Genomic DNA, 16,848 nt, shown 5'->3' with positions numbered 1-16,848 from the left:
ACGTGACAGCCCGGACACCCAGGTAGTTTACCTCCGGCTCGTGCCGCGTGGCTTGTTGTCGATCTCGCCGTGCAGCGGCTGCTTCCGGAGCGGGAGTTCGAGGAGGCCTCACCGTGCGTGCCGAGGGAGGCAGTCATGGGTGACCGCCGCCGGGGTCGTCGGTGGATCCTGTGACCGTCTGCCGCGGCGCTTGCCCCGGGGTGTGCGCTGGGGCCACCACAGGACGTACGCGGCGGAGCCCACCGCGAAGGCGAGGCGGATGAGGCCTCGCGTGGAGGCGGAGGGGATCAGCAGGGCGCTGCCGTACAGGGAGATGAGGGCGATCCAGCTGACCCAGGGGACCAGCCGGCGTTGGCCGATCGAGTCCCAGATCAGGGTGCCCAGGAGGACCGAGGCGTTGTAGTACGTGTACACGCTGGGGTCCAGGACGATACGGGCGTCGGCGGCGAGCAGGACGACCGCCGGCCAGCGGTTTTGGCGTACGGCCAGCGTCCCCAGGGCGATGCCGAGGGCCATTTGGGCGGGACGGTCCCACCAAGGGGTGGCGGTGTCGTACACACCGAACCAGCGGAGGGACGACGCGGGCTGGTTGGGGATGGTGAAGCGGGCCGCGGCCAGGGTTTCCATGTGGCTGAGGTAGAAGGGGAGCCAGGCCACGGCGACCAGGCCGAAGACCCATGCGGCGGCGCGCAGACGCGCGGGGCGCGGCAGTGCCAGGAGGAGGGGCAGGAAGCCGACCGCCCACGGCTTGGAGTCGACGGCCAGCGCAAGGAACACGCCCACGGCGGTGGCCTTGCCGCGGACCAGCGCGCGCACGGCGAGCGCGGTGAAGAACAGCGCCAGGACGTCGTCGAGGTGCGCGAATCGCACCGAGACCTCCACCCACATGGGGATGAAGGCCGCACCGGCGACCAGCACGCGCTGCTGGAGGCGCTTGTGGTTGAGCCCGGTGCCGCGGTAGTGGTCGGCGGCGGCCCGCCCGACCATGACCAGCAAGTACAGGCCCAGGCCCGACATGAACGCGTCGGCGAGTTTCTCGCCCACGTCGGCGGGGAACGGTGCGAACAGCCCGGCGACCAGGAAGCTGACCGGCCCTATCTGCAGTTCGGGGTGGTTGGCGTAGAGCGCGAGACCGCCGCCGGGCACCTGGTTGAACAGCAGTTGCTGGCCGGTTCTCAGATAGTGCCAGGACACGCCTCCATGGCGTTCGGCCACGACGAACCACACGGCCGTCCACAAGGTCAGCAGCACGTTGTGCCACCGCACCGGATAGCGGCCGATCCGGCCGATCCGCGCCCCGTCCCTGGGCACGGCCGCCGCCGTCTCCCGGTTCCGCACGATCCGTCCTTCCCGTCCGCCCGCCTTCGGCGTCGGGACGGCCGAGGACGCGGGCGCTGCGCAGCGTCATCTCTGCAGAGGGACTCCGCACGCCGCGGGTTCCTGAAGACACCGTTTCTTTAGGCGCTCGTGGGCAGTTGAGGGCCCGGCCCCTGCTGATCCGCGAGATGCTGGGCGACATGCCGGACGATACGATGGGAGTCGTATCAGACCTCACAAATGCCTCGTGAAGCGAACGGCATGCATCGTCCATGTGGGGTGATACGCGCACGGCGTGATGGAGCGAGGATTCCGGCCTCGGTGTTCTGTGCGACCGCTGCCGCGGGTGACGGAGCCGTCACGCCCCACCGGTCGCATCGACAGCACCCAAAGCAGGTTGAATCATGAACCGGACTCGTCTCGCAGCACTTGCCTTCCTCGTCACCCCCGCGCTCGCGGTGGGCCCCGCCGCTGCCGTCCACGCCTCCACCGGCGTCGCGCCCGGCGCCACGTCCCGCGCGGCATGTCATGTGGAGAAGGAGTCGAACGGCAAGTATCACGTCTGGGGCGTGGGCTTCCCCGGCGGCACCAAGGTGACCTACTCGGGATCCTCCTCGGGCACCGTCTCCACGAGCAAGATGGGGCGGTTCGACCTCGGCGGTCTCAGTGGGAGCAAGTGGGTCGTCAAGACTCCCAACGGGAAGACCACGGTCACCTGCACCATGATGATGATGCAGCGCTGACGGGGCGTGCCATTCACCCCCGACTGCCCCCTGAGGGGCGGATGTTCTGGTTCAGTCGGAACAGGTTCGTGGGATCGTAGGTGTCCTTGACCCGCACGAGCCGTTCGTGGACCGCGTCCGGATACGAGGCGCGCACCTTGTCCTCGGCGCCGTCGCCGGTGAAGTTGACATACATCGTCCCGCGTCCGTGGCGTGCGATGTCCTCGCGGGCGGTGCGGGCCCATGCGACATGCGAGTCGAAGTCCGTCGCGTCGGCGGAACGCGCGACCACGTTGCACAGCACGCTCGCGTCCCGCTGGCTGAACGCCGTGGACCCGGCGGGCACCCGGGCGAAGGCACCGCCCAGTTGGTGCAGATGTACTTCGCTTGCGGGCGTGGGCGACGTCAGATGGTGCCGCAGTACGGCGTCGAGCGCGGCGTCGGACGGCTCGATGAACGCCGACGTGAAGTAGTTGTGGGCACCGGCAGTCCACAGCGGATCGAGCAGTGTCTGCATGGCCGTGTACGGCATGGGTCCCATGACGTCGGCGATGGGTGTCCCCAGCGTCCGCAGCGGAGCGACGGCCGCCTCACCGGCCGCGGGGTCGCCCGCGTACATGCCGGCCAGCACCACGATGCGGCTGCCGTGGACCTCCGGGGGCAGGAAGGGCAGCGGAGGGGCGGTGGTCAGGTTGATCAGCGTCGTCAGATCGTCGGGCATGCTTGCGGTCAGCTCGCGCCAACCCGTGACGACCTGCCGGGCCTGATCGACGGGATAGAAGATCAAGCCTGCCAGGACCTGGGGCCCGACCGGGTGCAGTCGGTACTCGAGCGAGGTCACGACGCCGAAGTTGCCGCCGCCGCCCCGCAGGGCCCAGAAGAGCTCGGGGTGCTCCTGCTCGTCCGCGCGCACCACGCGGCCGTCCGCGGTGACGACCTCGGCCGCCGTCAGATTGTCGGAGGTCAGGCCATGGCGGCGCAGGAGCCAGCCCACGCCGCCGCCGAGCGTGAAGCCGGAGATACCGGTAGTGGAGATCAGACCGCCGGTGACGGCCAGGCCGAAGGCCTGCGTTTCATGGTCGAGGTCACCCCAGGTCAGGCCGGCCTGGGCGAGCACCCGGCGGCGTACGGGATCGACGATGGCGCCTTTCATGGGCGACACGTCGATGACGATGCCGTCCTCGCAGGTCGAGAAGCCGGCGATGCTGTGGGAGCCGCCGCGCACGGCGACGAGCAGGTCCTGGCTGCGGGCGAATTCGACGGCGCGCATCACGTCCGCGGTCCCCGCGCAGCGCACGATCAGTGCCGGGTGCTTGTCATGGGCCGCGTTCCAGACGGCGCGGGCCTCGTCGTAGTCGTCGTCGCCGGGGCGGACGACGCTGCCGCGCAGGCATGCTTCCAGTTCGGCGACGGTGGCGTCCCCCAGGATGCCCTTTGCCGTGTCGATCGACATGGTCGGCTCCTTGGTACGAGTGAGAGTGCGGGTGGGTGTGAAGGTGGTGCTTGAACCAGTACTCAGGACCGTAGGCAGCGGCTCTTAGCATCCACTCAGCAGCCGCTTTGCCCGGTGGGCGCCGGTGGCAGTGTGCGTCGCAGGACGGCCGGGCCACGGGCGTCGCCGAGGCGGTTGAACAGGCCGGCGGCCCGGGCGGCGGCCGTCTCGGCGGCGTCGCGGTCGCCCGTCTGCCGCAGGAGCTGCGCCAGCATGAGGTGGACCCAGGCGGTGGCGGAGGTCGAACCGGCGACGTGTTCCAGGTCCTGGGCCTGGGTCAGCAGGGTGCGGGCTCGTGTCGTGTCACCGGCGCTCCGGGCCACGTGCGCGAGGTGGAGCAGGCTGTTGGTGGTGCCGGGGATGTCGTCGGTCTCCTCGAAGCCCGCGAGGACGTGGGCCAAGGTCGCCTGTGCGCCTTCGGTGTCGCCGTCGGCGAGCCGGAGCAGGCCGAGGCAGCCGAGGGTGATGCCTTCCTCCCGGCGGTCGCCGAGCCGGCGCCTGATCGCCAGTGCCGCGTCGAGGTGCTTCCTTGCCGCGTCGTGGTCGCCCCGGCTTCGGTGGATGTTGCCGAGAGCGTTGAGGGCCAGGGATTCGCCGTGCGGGTCGGCGAGCGTACGGAAGCAGTCGACACTGCGCTCGGCGGCAGAGATGGACGCGCCGGTGTCGCCCTCCAGCCGGGTCGCCCAGGCGAGATTCGCCAGGAGGTAGCCGCGTGCCCGGGAAGGGCCGACCGCACGACCGGCCAGGACCGTTTCCTCGAAGAGCACCGTGACCTGTCCCGCCTCGTCGTCCGTGACCGCGTATCCGGGTGTCATGACCGGGAAGAACCGACCGGTCCCTGCCTCGACGGCGTCCAGCAGCCGCAGGCCTTCTCCGCAGGCCTCGCGGGCCACCGTGCCCTCACCACGGCAGACGGCCCAGACGCTTTCGAGGTGCGCGGCGACGGCGAGGACGGAGGGGGCGTCCGCCTCGCGGGCGAGCGTGCCGGCCCGGTCGAGGGCGGTGCGGGCACGGTCCCACGCGCCGCACATCCAGAGCAGGATCGCCTGCTGGCAGTGGGCGCGGGCGAGCGCCGCCGGGTCCGGCCACCGCTGGTGGATCGCAACGATCTGCTCGGCGTTGTCCTCCAGGCAGGAGGCGTCCCCCAGGCGGATCGCCAGCACGGCCCGCCCCATCAAGGCCCGGGCCCGCTGCGGGGTGGGCTCCGGTGCGGCGGCCAGGGTGTCCTCCAGCCAGCGGCGGCCCTCGGCGAGGCGCCCGCGTTCGGGCCAGAACAGTCGCAGCGCGACGGCCATGCGCAGCGCACTGTCCGGTTCGTGGCGGAGGAAGGAGCGCAGGGCGGCACGGAGATTGTCGTAGTCGGCCTCCAGCTCCAGCGATGTGGCCCCTGTGACTCCGGTGGGCGGCTCGCGGTCCTGCGCCTCGGCCAGTGCCAGATAGAAGCGGCGGTGCCGGGCCTCGGTCGTCATCAGTTCCCCGGCGGCCCGCAGCCGCTCCGTGGCGTACTGCCGGATCGTCTCCAGCAGCCGGTAGCGGACCTCGTCCTGCCGGGGCTCCACCCACACCAGGGATTTGTCGGCCAGCCTGCCGAGGAGGTCCAGCACCGGCATGTCGCCGGCACCGTCCGCGCACACCTCCTCCGCCGCGGCCAGGGAGAACCCGCCCGCGAAGACCGCCAGCCGGCGGAACAGGCGCCGTTCCTCGTCGTCGAGCAGCCGGTGGCTCCAGTCCAGGGTGGCCAGCAGCGTCTCCTGCCGGGTCGCGCCGCGCCGGCTGCCCCGTCCGAGCAGGGCCAGGGCGTCGTCGAGCCGTTCCGCGATCTGGCGTGGGGCCAGCACATGCACCCGAGCCGCCGCGAGCTCCAGGGCCAGGGGCATCCCGTCGAGCCGGAAACAGATCTGCGCGACGGCCTCCGCGTTGTGCGGGGTCAGCCGGAATCCGGGGACCGCGTCGGCAGCCCGCTCCACGAACAGCCGTACCGAGGCGAAACGGCCCAGTTCCGCCACCGGCGGCACCTGGTGCGGATCCGGCAGACCCAGCGAGGGCACCCTGAAGGTGCGCTCGCCGTAGCTGCGCAGCGGCTCGCGACTGGTCGCGAGTACGAGGACGCCCGGGCAGTGGGCCATGATCTCCGAGGCCAGGGCCGCGCACGCGTCGATCAGGTGCTCGCAGTTGTCCAGCACCAGCAGCAGCTCCCGGCCGCCCAGCTGTGCGATCAGCGCGTCGCGGCCCACGCCGGACGGTGGGAGCTGCACGCCCAGGGCCGCGGCGACCGCCTCCGGGACGAGGTGCGTCTCCGTCAGCCCGGCGAGGTCGACGAACCAGGCCCCGTCCCGGAAGTCGGCGCCCCTTCGGGCCGCCACGGCGAGCGCCAGCCGGGTCTTGCCGCAGCCGCCGGCCCCGGTGAGGGTCAGCAGCCGGCTCCGTCCGAGCAGCTGCTGCTCCACCTCGGCCATCTCGCGCTCCCGTCCGATGAGGGCGGTCGCCGGTGCCGGCAGATGGAGCTGTGGGGGTTCCGGCCGTTGCTCCCGGGCCTCGACGGAGTCGGCCAGCAGCCCACGGAAGAGGCTGCGCGTCTGCGGGTCGGGGTCGGCGCCCGTGTCACGCCGGAGCGCGTCCCGCAGACACTCGTAGTCGGCCAGCGCCTCCCGGCGGCGCCCGGCGTCCGCCAGGACCCGCATCAGCGCCCGGTGGCCCGGCTCGTGCAGGGGTTCCTCGGCGACCAGGGCCCGCAGCACGTCGATCGCCTCGGCCGTGCGGTGATCGCGCTCAAGCGCCTCGCCCAGTCCCAGTCTGAGGGCCGTACGCCGCGCCTTCAGAGCCTCGGCCGCCTCGCCCGCCCAGGGCTCGTAACGGTCCTCGGGCAGCAGCCCCGGTTCGGCCAGGGTGAGCGCGGCACGGTAGTCCGCGGCGCCGCCGCCGGACGAGGCCCGCCGGGCCGCGTCGTCCCATTCGTCGAGGTCGATCCGCACACCGCCGTCGGGGCCCAGCAGCACCATGTCGTCGTGCAGCACGACGATGTCTCCGGACGCCCCGGCGGAGGCCAGTGCGCGCCGCACGGCGTACAGCACCTGGTGCAGATTGTTCGACGCGGCCGTCCCGTCGAGATCCGGCCACAGAAGGTCGTAGAGCCGCTCCCGGTGCATCCGGTGGCCCGGTGACAGACACAGCAGCTTCAGCAGGCTCCGGGCCTTGCGCAGCCGCCACGCCCCGGCGGCGACCGGGCGGCCCTCGACCGCCACAGCGAAGCCGCCGAGGAGCCGGATACGTACCTCTTCGGCCATGGCTGCCCTCCCCAGAAGGCTACCGCCGGACCGGATCCGGGACTCGTGAAAAGCTGGGGGAACGGGCTCTCCGGTGTTGTTACCGGAGCATCGACACTGGCGTCCGTCGCCCTGCGCACCGAGGGAACCTCACTGAGGGAGCAGCTGCTGTCCGCCGTCGATGTCGTACGTTGCGCCGGTGAGCGCGCCGTTGCACATGATGTGTACGCCCAGAGCGGCGACGTCCGCCGGTCCGACGACCCGTCGGATGGGCAACGTGGCACGCAACTTCGCGCGCCGGGCCTCGAGTTCTTCGCCCAGGAGGGAGGCCGACAGGGGCGTGTCGACGAAGCCGGCGGCGATGAGGTTGACCCGGGTCGGTGCCAGCTCCAGCGCCAGGTTGGCGATGAGGGCGGGCAGAGCGGCGGTGGCGGCGGACACGACGGCCTTGCCGACACCGGGGCGTCGGCCCCCGGTGCCGCCGATGAACAGCAGCGTGCCACCGGCCCGGACCTTGCCACGGCTGTAGAGGGCGGTCCCCAGCGTGATGGTCAGGCGCTCGTCGAAGGCGCGTCGGGCGGCTGCGAGATCCATCTCCGCCAAAGGCATGTAGAAGGGGCCGCCGGCGGTGACCATCACATGGTCGACAGGGCCGGACAGCTCCTGGAAGAAGCTCCGCAGGCGGTCGGCGTCGGTGGCGTCGAACACCGCGGTGCCGAGCGGGTGCACCTCGTCCGCGGCCCGTTGCAGTCGTTCGGGATTGCGCCCGACCAGGATCACCCGGCCACCGCCCGCGCGGACCTGGCGTGCGGTTTCGAGTCCGATCCCCGCGCCGCCACCGATCACCACCACCGTCTGGTCGGCGAGATCAGGTCGGCCCTGGGTATGGGGAACGGCCGGTTCGGCAGGCATGGCGCATCACCTCCGCGACAGCCTTCACTGCCATTGTCGCCCGCCGAACCGCTGATCGCTCCTTGCCGACCCGGCTGTCCGGTCCGCTCATGGCGACCGGCAACCGGCAACGTCCGCGCCGGGAGCGGGTTCGACGGTCGCCCGAGCGGGCTGAGAGGATTGCGGGGACCGAAGCGCAGTGAGGGGGAACGACATGATTCTGCTCGTCCTGGTGGGCGTTCTTGTGCTGGCCGTTGGAGGCTGTGTCTGCGTGGTGTGGGCGGCACGAGGCGGGCCCCGCTGGTCGCGAGCCGTGGCCACCGCGACGTTGACGGCGGGTGAGCTGGTGCGCCGCGCAGGGCGGAAGGACCGTGACGCGAACCCGAGCGAGTAGTACCCATCCGGCAAGCACGACTGCTCAGCCCGACGACCCGGACGAGGGACATGACGCCCGGTGCGGGCCGCTGTGCTGCTCCAGTACGACGAGTGCGGCGTCGTCGGCCGGTCGGCCCTCGGTATGCCGCAACAGGTCTCCACGCAGGCCCCGCACCACTCAAGCACCTGGCCCATGTCCTGCGCTCGCTCGGACGCCCGGGCTCGCCGCTGTATGTACGGCCGCTCGCCGACCCGGACTTCCCGCGCTGGCTGTGGCGGTTCTGGCGCAGCAGCACACCGTCCGCGTTCCGGCGCGGCTACGCGGCGATCGCCGCGCTGAACCACGACACCTTCGACCTCTTCGACGGGCTGTTGCGAGGCCGGGGTGGCGACCACACTGACCCGGCCCGGCATGGTGCACGCGTTCCTGTCACCGGCCGAGGCCCGTCATCACCTCGCGATCCAGCGGGAGATGGCGGACGGCCACTATCCGGTGCCCGACGACATCACCACGGGCGCCGAGGCACATCTGTTGGACGAGGCACTCTCGCCGCGGATCCGGGCGGCCTACCTCGTCGAGGGCGAGGGCGTGGTCGATCCGGGGGCGTTCGCGCATGCGCTCGGCGAGGCACTCGCGGCCGCGGGGGTGAAGGTCCACGAGAACGCCGAAGTGACGGGCTTGCGCACCACGGGAGGACGGGTCACCGCGTTGCGCACCACCCAGGACGAGCTTCCCTGCTCGGCGGCCGTCATCGCGGCGGGCATGCGCTCGCCCCGCCTGCTGGCGGCCCTGGGGCACCGGCTGCCCCTGCAGGCGGGCAAGGGCTACAGCTTCTCGGTGGAACTGGACCCCGCGCCCCGGCACACGCTGTACTTCGGCGAGCGCCGGGCCGTCGCCTCACCGATCGGCGGCACCACACGGATCGCCGGCACGATGGAACCGAGCGGCAACAACAACCGTCTCGACTGGCGCCGGGTGGTCGCCGTGGCGATGGCGAGCCGGCACTGTCTGGGCCGCTGGTTCGACGACCCCGACGACTTGGTGAGCCTGATTCGCGATCCCTGGGTCGGCGGCCGGCCGTTCCTCCCCGACGGCCTCCCGCTGATCGACCGCCTCCCGGGCCACGACAACGCCTTCGCGGCCACCGGCCACGGCATGCTCGGCGTCACCCTGGGACCCGCCACCGGGCATCGCCTCGCCGAACACATCAGCACGGGCCGACGCCCCGAAATCCTCACACCGTTCGGCTTCGACCGGCTGAGGCGCTGATGACGATGCCGGCCTTCTCGACCGCCGGGGCCGGCGTGCAGAGGCTCACATGCCGGCCATGGCCCTGTTCCGCGCCCTCTCGAACTCGGAGACGGGATCGCCGCCGACACGCCAGGGCCAGGCGGCGACGGCGCCGTTGATCGCCTCGAAGACCGGACGGGCCAGGATGCGCCGCTCCGCGGCCAGCAGCGCGTACGCAAGCAGGTTCAGGTCGGCAACGGCGGCGGCGTGCTGGAAGAACCCCGGCTGGGCCCACGTCCGGGCCGCGCGGTCGAGGGCCTCGGCGGCCGGTGCGTGGTCCCAGTGCTTGCGCGCCATCAGCGCCTCCACCCCGCCCAGGGTGAGGACGGACTGGTACTGCATGACCTGGGCGGTGAGTTCCGTCGCGGCGCAGGGCGCGTTCTCGGGGGTGCGGGCGCGGACGGCGTCGACGAAGTCCAGTACCTGGATGCGCGACCCCATTTCCTCCGGACCCAGATAGGCCAGCATGTTCAGGTACGCCTCGCGATTCCAGCGGTCACGCGTCAGCACCTCGTTCCACAGGCCGAACACCTCCGACTGATTGAGGCGCTGCAGCCGTGCCAGACCCAGGAGGACCACCCAGGGGGTGGGATCCGCCGGGGCGAGTTCCGCAGCACGCAAACAGCCGTCGGCGACAGCGGCGGCGTCCTCCAGGTGCCCCTGCGAGCGTCCGCGTACGAGCTGCGCCCATGCGTGCAGCACCAGCGCGCTCACATTGCGCGGCTCACGCGTGGCCCAGGCCCGGGGCACATGTGATTCCGACAGGCGGTACGCCAGGACGGACATCTGGTGCGTGCGGCGGTCCCAGTCCTCCGTGTCTGCGTCCAGGAGGCGGGAGATCTGGGCTGTGCAGAGATCCGTCGTCGCGATCGTGCCCGTGCTCATCGTCGCCTGGAGGGACTTGAGCAGCTTGCTGAGGGCAGCGTCATCGAGCTCGGGGGCGAGGCGTGCCCTTCTGCGACGACTTGAGAGGAATGCCATGCACGGAGGCTAGATGGGAGGAGCGGTTCCGCAAGGTGCGCACCGAGATCGTTATCCGTTTCACGTGTCAGCGCGTATTACTTGCTCGTACGGCGAGACGGGCGTCCGCGCCATGCATCAACCTGCGGCTGATCTGTCCGCTCCGGCCGGCGATCTGCGGTGGGTGAGTTGTCCAGGACTGGGTGCATATGTGGTGTGAGGTGCCGGCGCACCATCGAGCCCAGCTATTGACCAGGAAAGTCTCATTACGAAACTCTGTCTCTCCGAACCCTTGAAGGTGAGGAGGCGGCTCACGGTGGAGTGGACTGGCGCGCGGTACGCGGACAAGCCGAACGTCGAGGTGAGGACCTGGATCGACGCCGCCCCGGCGCGGGTGTGGGAGCTGGTGTCGGACGTGACCTTGATGCCGGGCATGAGCAAGGAACTGCAGTCGGTGGAGTGGCTCGACGGACTCGACGGAGTCGGCCGGCCGGCGGTCGGCACCCGGTTCGTGGGCCGCAGCAGGCATGAGTCGTTCGGTGAGTGGGAGACCACCTCCACCGTGATCGAGTGCGAACGCCCGAAGGTGTTCGCATGGGCGGTGCAGGATCCGGACGAGCCCAGCGCGGTCTGGCGATTTTGGCTCGAACCGGAGAGCGGCGGGACGTCGCTGACGCAGTGGATGCAGATGGGCCCGGGGCGTTCAGGCCTGTCGTTCGCGATCGACGCGATGCCGGACAAGGAGCAGAAGATCGTGTTCGTCCGTATGCGCGAGTTCGAGCGGAACATCGGCGTGACCCTGGAACACATCAAGAAGCTGGCGGAGGCCTGATGCGGACCGCGACGACGGTCGAGGCGTCGGGCTTCGACTCCTGGAGCCGGCAGGCGGACTTCGTGGTCGAGGCCGAGAAGCTGGGCATGGACGTGTGCTGGGTGGCCGAGGCGTGGGGCTCGGACGCACCGTCGGCCCTCGGTTTCTACGCGGCCCGCACCGAACGGATGCTGCTCGGCTCCGCCGTGATGCAGGTCGGCACACGTACCCCGGTGGCGCTCGCGCAGGCGGCGATCACCCTCTCCAATCTCTCCGGCGGACGTTTCCTGCTGGGCCTCGGCCCCTCCGGTCCCCAGGTGATGGAGGGCCTGCACGGCGTGCCCTTCGCCCGCCCCCTGGTGCGGGTCCGTGAGACCGTGGAGATCGTCCGGCAGGTGGTGGCAGGCGGCAGGATCTCCTACTCGGGCGAGGAGTTCCGGATTCCGTTGCCCGGCGGGGAAGCCAAGCCGATGCGGCTGTCCCTGCGGGCCGAACATCCGGTCCCCGTCTACCTCGCCGCCCTGTCACCCGCCATGCTCCGGCTCACCGGCACGGTCGCGGACGGCTGGCTCGGCACCAGCTTCGTACCGGAAGGCGCCGGCGACGCCTACTTCGCCCCGCTGGACGAGGGGTTGGCCCGCAGCAATCGCACCCGTGCCGACTTCGACGTGTGTCAGGGCGCCGAGGTCGCCTTCGCGCCGGACGAGGAGGCGCTCAGCGCCATGGTCGCCGGCCGCAAGAAGGAACTGGCCTTCAGCCTCGGCGGAATGGGATCGGCGTCGACGAACTACTACAACCGGGCCTACAGCCGCCAGGGCTGGTCAGGGGTGGCCGCGGAGGTGCGCGAACGCTGGCAGGCGGGCGACCGGGAGGGCGCGGCCGGCCTGGTCACCGATGACATGGTGCTTGCCACCACGCTCATCGGCACCGAGGGTATGGTGCGGCAGCGGTTGCGTGTGTGGCGCGACGCGGGTGTGGACACCGTACGCCTCTATCCGGCCGGGGAGACCATGGAAGCCAAACTCGACACTCTGGGACGGGCGATCGAGCTGGTCCGCGAAGTGAGCGAAGAGTCATGAGTCCGGCGCGCCCCTCGTTCGCGAACTGGCCGTGCTCCATCGCCCGCACGGTCGATGTGATCGGTGACGCCTGGACCGCCCTCGTCCTGCGTGAGGCGTTCTACGGCATCCGTCGCTTCGACGAGTTCCAGCAGGAGCTGGGCATCGCCCGCAACACCCTGGCGGACCGGCTGCGGCGCCTCGTCGACGAGGGCCTGCTGGAGAAGCGGCTCTACGAGAGCGAGCCGCCCCGTCATGAGTATGTGCTGACGGAGAAGGGGCGGGACTTCTTCCCTGTCCTGGCCGCGATGACACGGTGGGGCGACAGGTGGCTCGCGGGGGCGGAGGGCGTGCCCGTCACCCTCCACCATGAGGTGTGCGGCCACGACGCCCACGCCGAGACGGTCTGTTCGGCGTGCGGTGAGCCGATGCGCTCCGAGGACACCTCCCCGCGGATGGGGCCCGGTTACCCGGAGCGGCTGCGGACGCGGCCTGACATCCAGCGCCGTTTCGCCCGGTCGTAGCGACCTGTGCGTGTCCCGGTAGCGGACCGGGAATGTCACGCCGTGGCTGCGGCACCGGCGGCCCCGGCGCCGTCCGGCAGAAGGGACAGGAGCTGCTTGGTGTGGCCGGGCAGCTCCACTTCCGCGAGGCCCGCGATGAGGTCCCTCAGCGGCATCGGCTGATCGACCATGAGGGTGTCGTCGGACAGCAGCAGGGTGGGTACGAGTGTGTCGAGTTCGGCCTCGCTCAGCATCGGTCCGCCGAGCATGCAAAGGGCGTCTCCTTGCGCGCGGATGCGGTCCCGGAGCCCCGCGTTGCCGCCGGCGCGCGCGATGACGCGTGCGATGGTCCAGGTGTCGAGCGCGATGCGGTTGTCGTACGTCGTGTTCGCTCCCGAGGCCACAGCGGAGACGGTGGCGATGGTGGCGGCATTGATGACGGAGACGTGCGCCAGAATCTGGTCTGCGTTCCACTCGCCGGCCGGCGGGACGGGGCTCGGGTCGCCGGAGCCGGCCACGGTGGTGGCGGCGTCCAGCAGCGCGCGGTAGGCGTCCCGGAGGGGGGTGGTGTCCATCATGACTCCTTCTGTCTCACGTGTGTGCGCGATGCATTTCCCAAGGCGCCTGCGGGAGGACGTCGCCGGTTTCGAGCAGCGACTTGAGGTTCGCCAACACGGCCGGCCATCCCTGCGAAATACCCTTGTACATGTCCAAGTTGGCGAGGTTCTCGTGGGTCACGGTGAGGCGGACGATGTCCTGGTGCGGTTCGACGAGGAAGGTGACGACCGATGGTTCCCTCGGCTGTTCGGCGTCGGGGGAGTCCTCGAAGGTGATGACCAGGCGCGTCGGAGGCTCAACCTCCAGTACCCGGCCGACGACGTCGACGGCGCCTGATCCGTCCACGCGTCGGTGCTCCCAGGGCGAGCCCGGCTGCCAGTCCGACACATTGGCGTGTCCCCAGTAGCGTGCGGTCAGGTCCGCGTCGGTCAGGGCCTGCCACACCTGCTGCGCGCCGGCGCGGATGTAGGTGACGTAGACATACGTCGGCACGGACGTGGGTTCGTTGGTCATGGCGTACTCCTCTGCCTGGTGCTTGATGGCACTGAGTGCTTGTAGGCGGGGCCTGTCGAACCCCGATATCCAGCGCTCCTCGATCTCGTGGATGGGTGTCGGGTTCAGGTAGTGCAGCCGCTCCCGCCCGCGCCGTACGACAGTCACGAGGTTGGCCCGCTCAAGAATGTCGAGATGCTGTGTCGCCGACTGGCGCGCCATGTCCAGGCGCTCGCACAGCTCGCGCAGCGTCTGGCCGTTGTGCTCACGCAGACGGTCGAGCAGCAGTCGTCGGGTGGGATCGGCCAGCGCCTTGAAGACCGAGTCCATCGCCGTCGCTTCGTGGCTCACATTCTCATTATGCAGGTAACTGCCTGCATAATGTCAACGGCGAGATCCAGGGGTGCTCATCCGAGCGCCCGATCGCTGAATGGGCTCAGTGAACGGAGAACCCGCCGTCGACGAAGATCGCCTGCCCGGTGACATAGGACGAGGCACGGCTCGCCAGGAACACCGCTGCGCCGGCGAAGTCCTCGGCCAGGCCGTTGCGCCCGATCATCGTGCGTGCGGCGAGCGCCGCCACCCTCTCGGGGTCGGACGACAGTCGTGTGTTGAGCGGCGTCATGACGAAGCCCGGTACGAGCGTGTTGCAGGTGACGCCGTACGGCGACCACGCCTCGGCCTGCGAGCGGGCCAGCGACTCCAGCGCGCCTTTGGAGACGCCGTAGGCACCGCTCTGGACGAACGCCCGATGGGCCTGCTGGGAGGTGATGTGAATGATGCGTCCGAAGCCGCGCTCGGCCATGCCGGGTCCGAACCGCTGTCCCAGCAGGTACGGCGCCTCCAGGTTCACCGCCATGGTGGTGTCCCACACCTCTTCGCCCAGTTCTCCCATGGGAGGGCGCAGGTTGACCCCGGCGGAATTGACGAGGATGTCGGGCTCCCCGAACGCCTCGGCTGCCTCCTCGGCCGCCGCGCGCACACCGTCCCGAGTGCTCAGGTCGGCGCTCACCCAGGCCGCTCGGCAGCCATGGGCCGCCAACTCGCCCACCGTTGCCGCCAGTTCCTCCTCCTTGCGCGCCACGACCACGACGCTCGCACCCGCGCGCGCGAGGGCCACCGCGATGGCCCGGCCGATGCCGGAGCTGCCGCCGGTCACCACGGCGACGCGGTCGTCCAGCGAGAAGAGTTCGGAGAGGTACGCCTGCGAGGTCATGCCCGCACCCTACGATCCTCCGGGCCCGGCGGTGTTCCAGTCACCCCTTGGCCGCACCGGCGAGGTCCAGCAGGCGGTGCATCACAGCAGGAGGCAGGGTGGGGTTTGCTGTGGCAGCCGACGCGCTGTCGGGATCGGTGAGCCGTCGCATGAGTTCGTCGGCGGGCAGTCGTGGGTCGCGTACCGCCCAGACGCCGACCACGGGGTCGTCGGCCAGCCGCAGGACCAGCTCCGGTCCGCCCTCCGGGTCCTCGAGCGCGGCGCGCCGCAGCCGGGGGTTGGGATGGTCGGCGAAGCGGGCGAGGCCCGGCTCGGCGAAGTTCGGGTGTGAGCGAAGGAAGCTCCATTTGAGACCGTGCCAGTAGGCGTACATCTCGACCACGAGCTCATGAGGGGCATCGGCGCAGGATTGGCAGAGCGTGAGTTTGACGAAGAAGTCCTCGTCGTCGGCCAGCCGGTTCACCACATCGGACGGGAGATGCTTGTGCATGGCGATGCTGCGCCGCAGCAGGACATGACCGGACGCGGCCGCCCGGCGGGCGACCTCCGGTTCGTGACCGCGTTCCACCACCCAGCATGGGGGCGTGTGATAGCCGCCCGGTACGACGTAGGGGATCGCGGAGCGCTGCTCCTCGGTGAGGTCCTCACGCATGGACAGGGCGAGCCGGACGTCGTCGTCGGGATCGTCCGCCAGCCGCAGTGCCACCTCGGTCGGCACGAGAGGGTCTTCGGCCGCAGCGCGGCGTACCCGGGGATCGGGATCCTGGACGCGGAGACGGGGATCGGATTCAGGCTCGGTCTCGGGGGCGAGCAGCTTGGCCACGGCCTGCCGGACTTCCGGCTCCGGGTCGGCCAGTAGGGCTTCGCGCACGTCGGCCGGGAGTACGGGCCACAGCTCCCGGCTGAGGGCGACTGCCCTCACGGAGGCGTCGTCGTCCTCGGACAGCCGTGCCCGAGTGGCCACCGGCAGCTCCTGCTGAGTAGCCACCATCCGCCGGACTCGCGGATGACTGTCCGTGGCCAGAGTCTCCAGGACCCCGTCCGGGATGCGCCGGCCGAAGTCACCGACGAGTCCGGCGTAGACGCGGCGCACCCGGGGTTCGGCGTCATGAACGAGCCGCGCCAGTATCTCGACGTCGGCCTTCGGGTTCGCCAGAGCATCCATCCGACGTTCGACCTCCGGGGCGTTCACCAATATGGCAGTGGTCTCGGCATCGAGAGGGCGCCAGGCGAGCCACGACGAATTGTGACCCGGCAACTGCTCGACAGTGAGCAGCCGTGCCAGCGCCGTGCCAGGCAGTGCGGGGTTCATCATCAGTCCACTGAGCCACTCGTCGGCCAACTGGTCGACGGCGCTGCCAAGTATGTCCCGGTTTCCGCCCATGTCAGTCATGGGCCCATCCTCCCCTCTCGCGTGTGTCAGCGCGTCCGGATTTCGCGGCCATCCGGCCGGGTGGTACTTGGCCGATCCGTTCCCCGTGGTACAGCGCCCGCAATACCCTTGCAAGGAGGGGGAGTCATGGGGGGAAGACATAACTTACGCACACAACCCGCGTTTTGGATGGCCGTTGCTCTGTGTCTTCTGGTCCTGAGCGGAGTTCTGGCGGCCCGCAGCGTGGACGCGGATGTCACGGGGTCGCCCGAGCCGCTGACGTCGACCAGTTGGTACACGCAGACGCCAACTCGGAGCGCCGACCCCGCGGGCCAGGCCACTGTCGGCACACCGGACCGTCCCAGCGGTCAACCGACGGATCAGGCCGTGCCCGTAGTCACGCAGACGGTCCTTGTCGTCGGAACAGGCACCGACGGGGGATCCGGGGCAGCGACGATTTCGGCGATCGGAAGTCTGCTTGCCGGGCTCGCGGCATTGACCACGTTCGGGCGCACACTCGTCCTGAG

Annotated in this window: 15 protein-coding genes; 6 read left to right on the top strand and 9 right to left on the bottom strand. The window is 70.4% G+C overall.

What is annotated here, in order from left to right:
- Window positions 1-108 precede the first annotated feature (108 nt).
- Window positions 109-1,338, bottom strand: a complete 1,230-nt coding sequence (locus ACFY1J_RS26545; protein ID WP_390732077.1) for a hypothetical protein — start codon at window positions 1,336-1,338, stop codon at window positions 109-111.
- A 383-nt stretch (window positions 1,339-1,721) separates the two neighbouring features.
- Between ACFY1J_RS26545 and ACFY1J_RS26540 the strand changes: the two genes are divergently transcribed.
- Complete coding sequence (locus ACFY1J_RS26540; protein WP_390709459.1) at window positions 1,722-2,060, top strand: hypothetical protein; 339 nt, start codon at window positions 1,722-1,724, stop codon at window positions 2,058-2,060.
- A 13-nt stretch (window positions 2,061-2,073) separates the two neighbouring features.
- On the opposite strand, the gene ACFY1J_RS26535 is transcribed toward ACFY1J_RS26540, so the two are convergent.
- The 3 genes from ACFY1J_RS26535 to ACFY1J_RS26525 all read right to left on the bottom strand — a co-directional run bounded on the left by ACFY1J_RS26535 (window position 2,074) and on the right by ACFY1J_RS26525 (window position 7,706).
- Window positions 2,074-3,492 (bottom strand): FAD-binding oxidoreductase, encoded by a 1,419-nt coding sequence (locus ACFY1J_RS26535; RefSeq protein ID WP_390709458.1) that lies wholly within the window; start codon window positions 3,490-3,492, stop codon window positions 2,074-2,076.
- Between the two features lie 95 nt (window positions 3,493-3,587).
- Window positions 3,588-6,815, bottom strand: a complete 3,228-nt coding sequence (locus ACFY1J_RS26530) for a tetratricopeptide repeat protein (RefSeq protein WP_390709457.1) — start codon at window positions 6,813-6,815, stop codon at window positions 3,588-3,590.
- Window positions 6,816-6,944: 129 nt separating this feature from the next.
- The gene (locus tag ACFY1J_RS26525) at window positions 6,945-7,706 is read right to left on the bottom strand and encodes an SDR family oxidoreductase (RefSeq protein WP_390709456.1); all 762 of its coding nucleotides are present in this window, start codon (window positions 7,704-7,706) and stop codon (window positions 6,945-6,947) included.
- 193 nt (window positions 7,707-7,899) lie between these two features.
- Here ACFY1J_RS26525 and ACFY1J_RS26520 point away from each other — a divergent pair, with 193 nt between their 5' ends.
- Window positions 7,900-8,079, top strand: coding sequence for a hypothetical protein (locus ACFY1J_RS26520; RefSeq protein ID WP_390709455.1), 180 nt, complete (start codon window positions 7,900-7,902; stop codon window positions 8,077-8,079).
- Between the two features lie 366 nt (window positions 8,080-8,445).
- On the top strand, window positions 8,446-9,330 hold the full coding sequence (locus tag ACFY1J_RS26515; protein WP_390732076.1) for an NAD(P)/FAD-dependent oxidoreductase: 885 nt from the start codon (window positions 8,446-8,448) through the stop codon (window positions 9,328-9,330).
- Window positions 9,331-9,375: 45 nt separating this feature from the next.
- Here ACFY1J_RS26515 and ACFY1J_RS26510 read toward each other — a convergent pair whose 3' ends face one another.
- Window positions 9,376-10,332 carry a hypothetical protein gene (locus ACFY1J_RS26510; RefSeq protein ID WP_390709453.1) on the bottom strand — a complete coding sequence of 319 codons (957 nt, stop codon included), beginning with the start codon at window positions 10,330-10,332 and terminating at the stop codon, window positions 9,376-9,378.
- 295 nt (window positions 10,333-10,627) lie between these two features.
- Between ACFY1J_RS26510 and ACFY1J_RS26505 the strand changes: the two genes are divergently transcribed.
- Genes ACFY1J_RS26505 through ACFY1J_RS26495 form a run of 3 tightly spaced genes read left to right on the top strand, consistent with a single transcriptional unit; the run spans window position 10,628 to window position 12,704 of the window.
- Complete coding sequence (locus tag ACFY1J_RS26505) at window positions 10,628-11,143, top strand: SRPBCC family protein (protein WP_390709452.1); 516 nt, start codon at window positions 10,628-10,630, stop codon at window positions 11,141-11,143.
- Window positions 11,143-12,201, top strand: coding sequence for an LLM class flavin-dependent oxidoreductase (locus ACFY1J_RS26500; protein ID WP_390709451.1), 1,059 nt, complete (start codon window positions 11,143-11,145; stop codon window positions 12,199-12,201). Before ACFY1J_RS26505 ends, ACFY1J_RS26500 begins: the two co-directional genes overlap by 1 nt.
- On the top strand, window positions 12,198-12,704 hold the full coding sequence (locus ACFY1J_RS26495) for a winged helix-turn-helix transcriptional regulator (protein ID WP_390709450.1): 507 nt from the start codon (window positions 12,198-12,200) through the stop codon (window positions 12,702-12,704). The genes ACFY1J_RS26500 and ACFY1J_RS26495 overlap by 4 nt, the downstream gene beginning before the upstream one ends.
- A 35-nt stretch (window positions 12,705-12,739) precedes the next feature.
- Here the strand turns inward: ACFY1J_RS26495 and ACFY1J_RS26490 are convergent, their stop codons facing one another.
- The 4 genes from ACFY1J_RS26490 to ACFY1J_RS26475 all read right to left on the bottom strand — a co-directional run bounded on the left by ACFY1J_RS26490 (window position 12,740) and on the right by ACFY1J_RS26475 (window position 16,342).
- Window positions 12,740-13,258 carry a hypothetical protein gene (locus ACFY1J_RS26490; RefSeq protein ID WP_390732075.1) on the bottom strand — a complete coding sequence of 173 codons (519 nt, stop codon included), beginning with the start codon at window positions 13,256-13,258 and terminating at the stop codon, window positions 12,740-12,742.
- A gap of 16 nt (window positions 13,259-13,274) precedes the next feature.
- Window positions 13,275-14,063 carry an ArsR/SmtB family transcription factor gene (locus ACFY1J_RS26485; RefSeq protein ID WP_390709688.1) on the bottom strand — a complete coding sequence of 263 codons (789 nt, stop codon included), beginning with the start codon at window positions 14,061-14,063 and terminating at the stop codon, window positions 13,275-13,277.
- Window positions 14,064-14,169: 106 nt separating this feature from the next.
- The gene (locus ACFY1J_RS26480) at window positions 14,170-14,949 is read right to left on the bottom strand and encodes an SDR family NAD(P)-dependent oxidoreductase (RefSeq protein ID WP_390709448.1); all 780 of its coding nucleotides are present in this window, start codon (window positions 14,947-14,949) and stop codon (window positions 14,170-14,172) included.
- Window positions 14,950-14,989: 40 nt separating this feature from the next.
- Complete coding sequence (locus tag ACFY1J_RS26475) at window positions 14,990-16,342, bottom strand: HEAT repeat domain-containing protein (protein ID WP_390732074.1); 1,353 nt, start codon at window positions 16,340-16,342, stop codon at window positions 14,990-14,992.
- Between the last annotated feature and the right edge of the window lie 506 nt (window positions 16,343-16,848).

The sequence above is a fragment of the Streptomyces sp. NPDC001406 genome (assembly GCF_042895285.1).
Lineage (GTDB): Bacteria > Actinomycetota > Actinomycetes > Streptomycetales > Streptomycetaceae > Streptomyces.
This window is presented reverse-complemented; position numbering and strand designations above follow the sequence as displayed.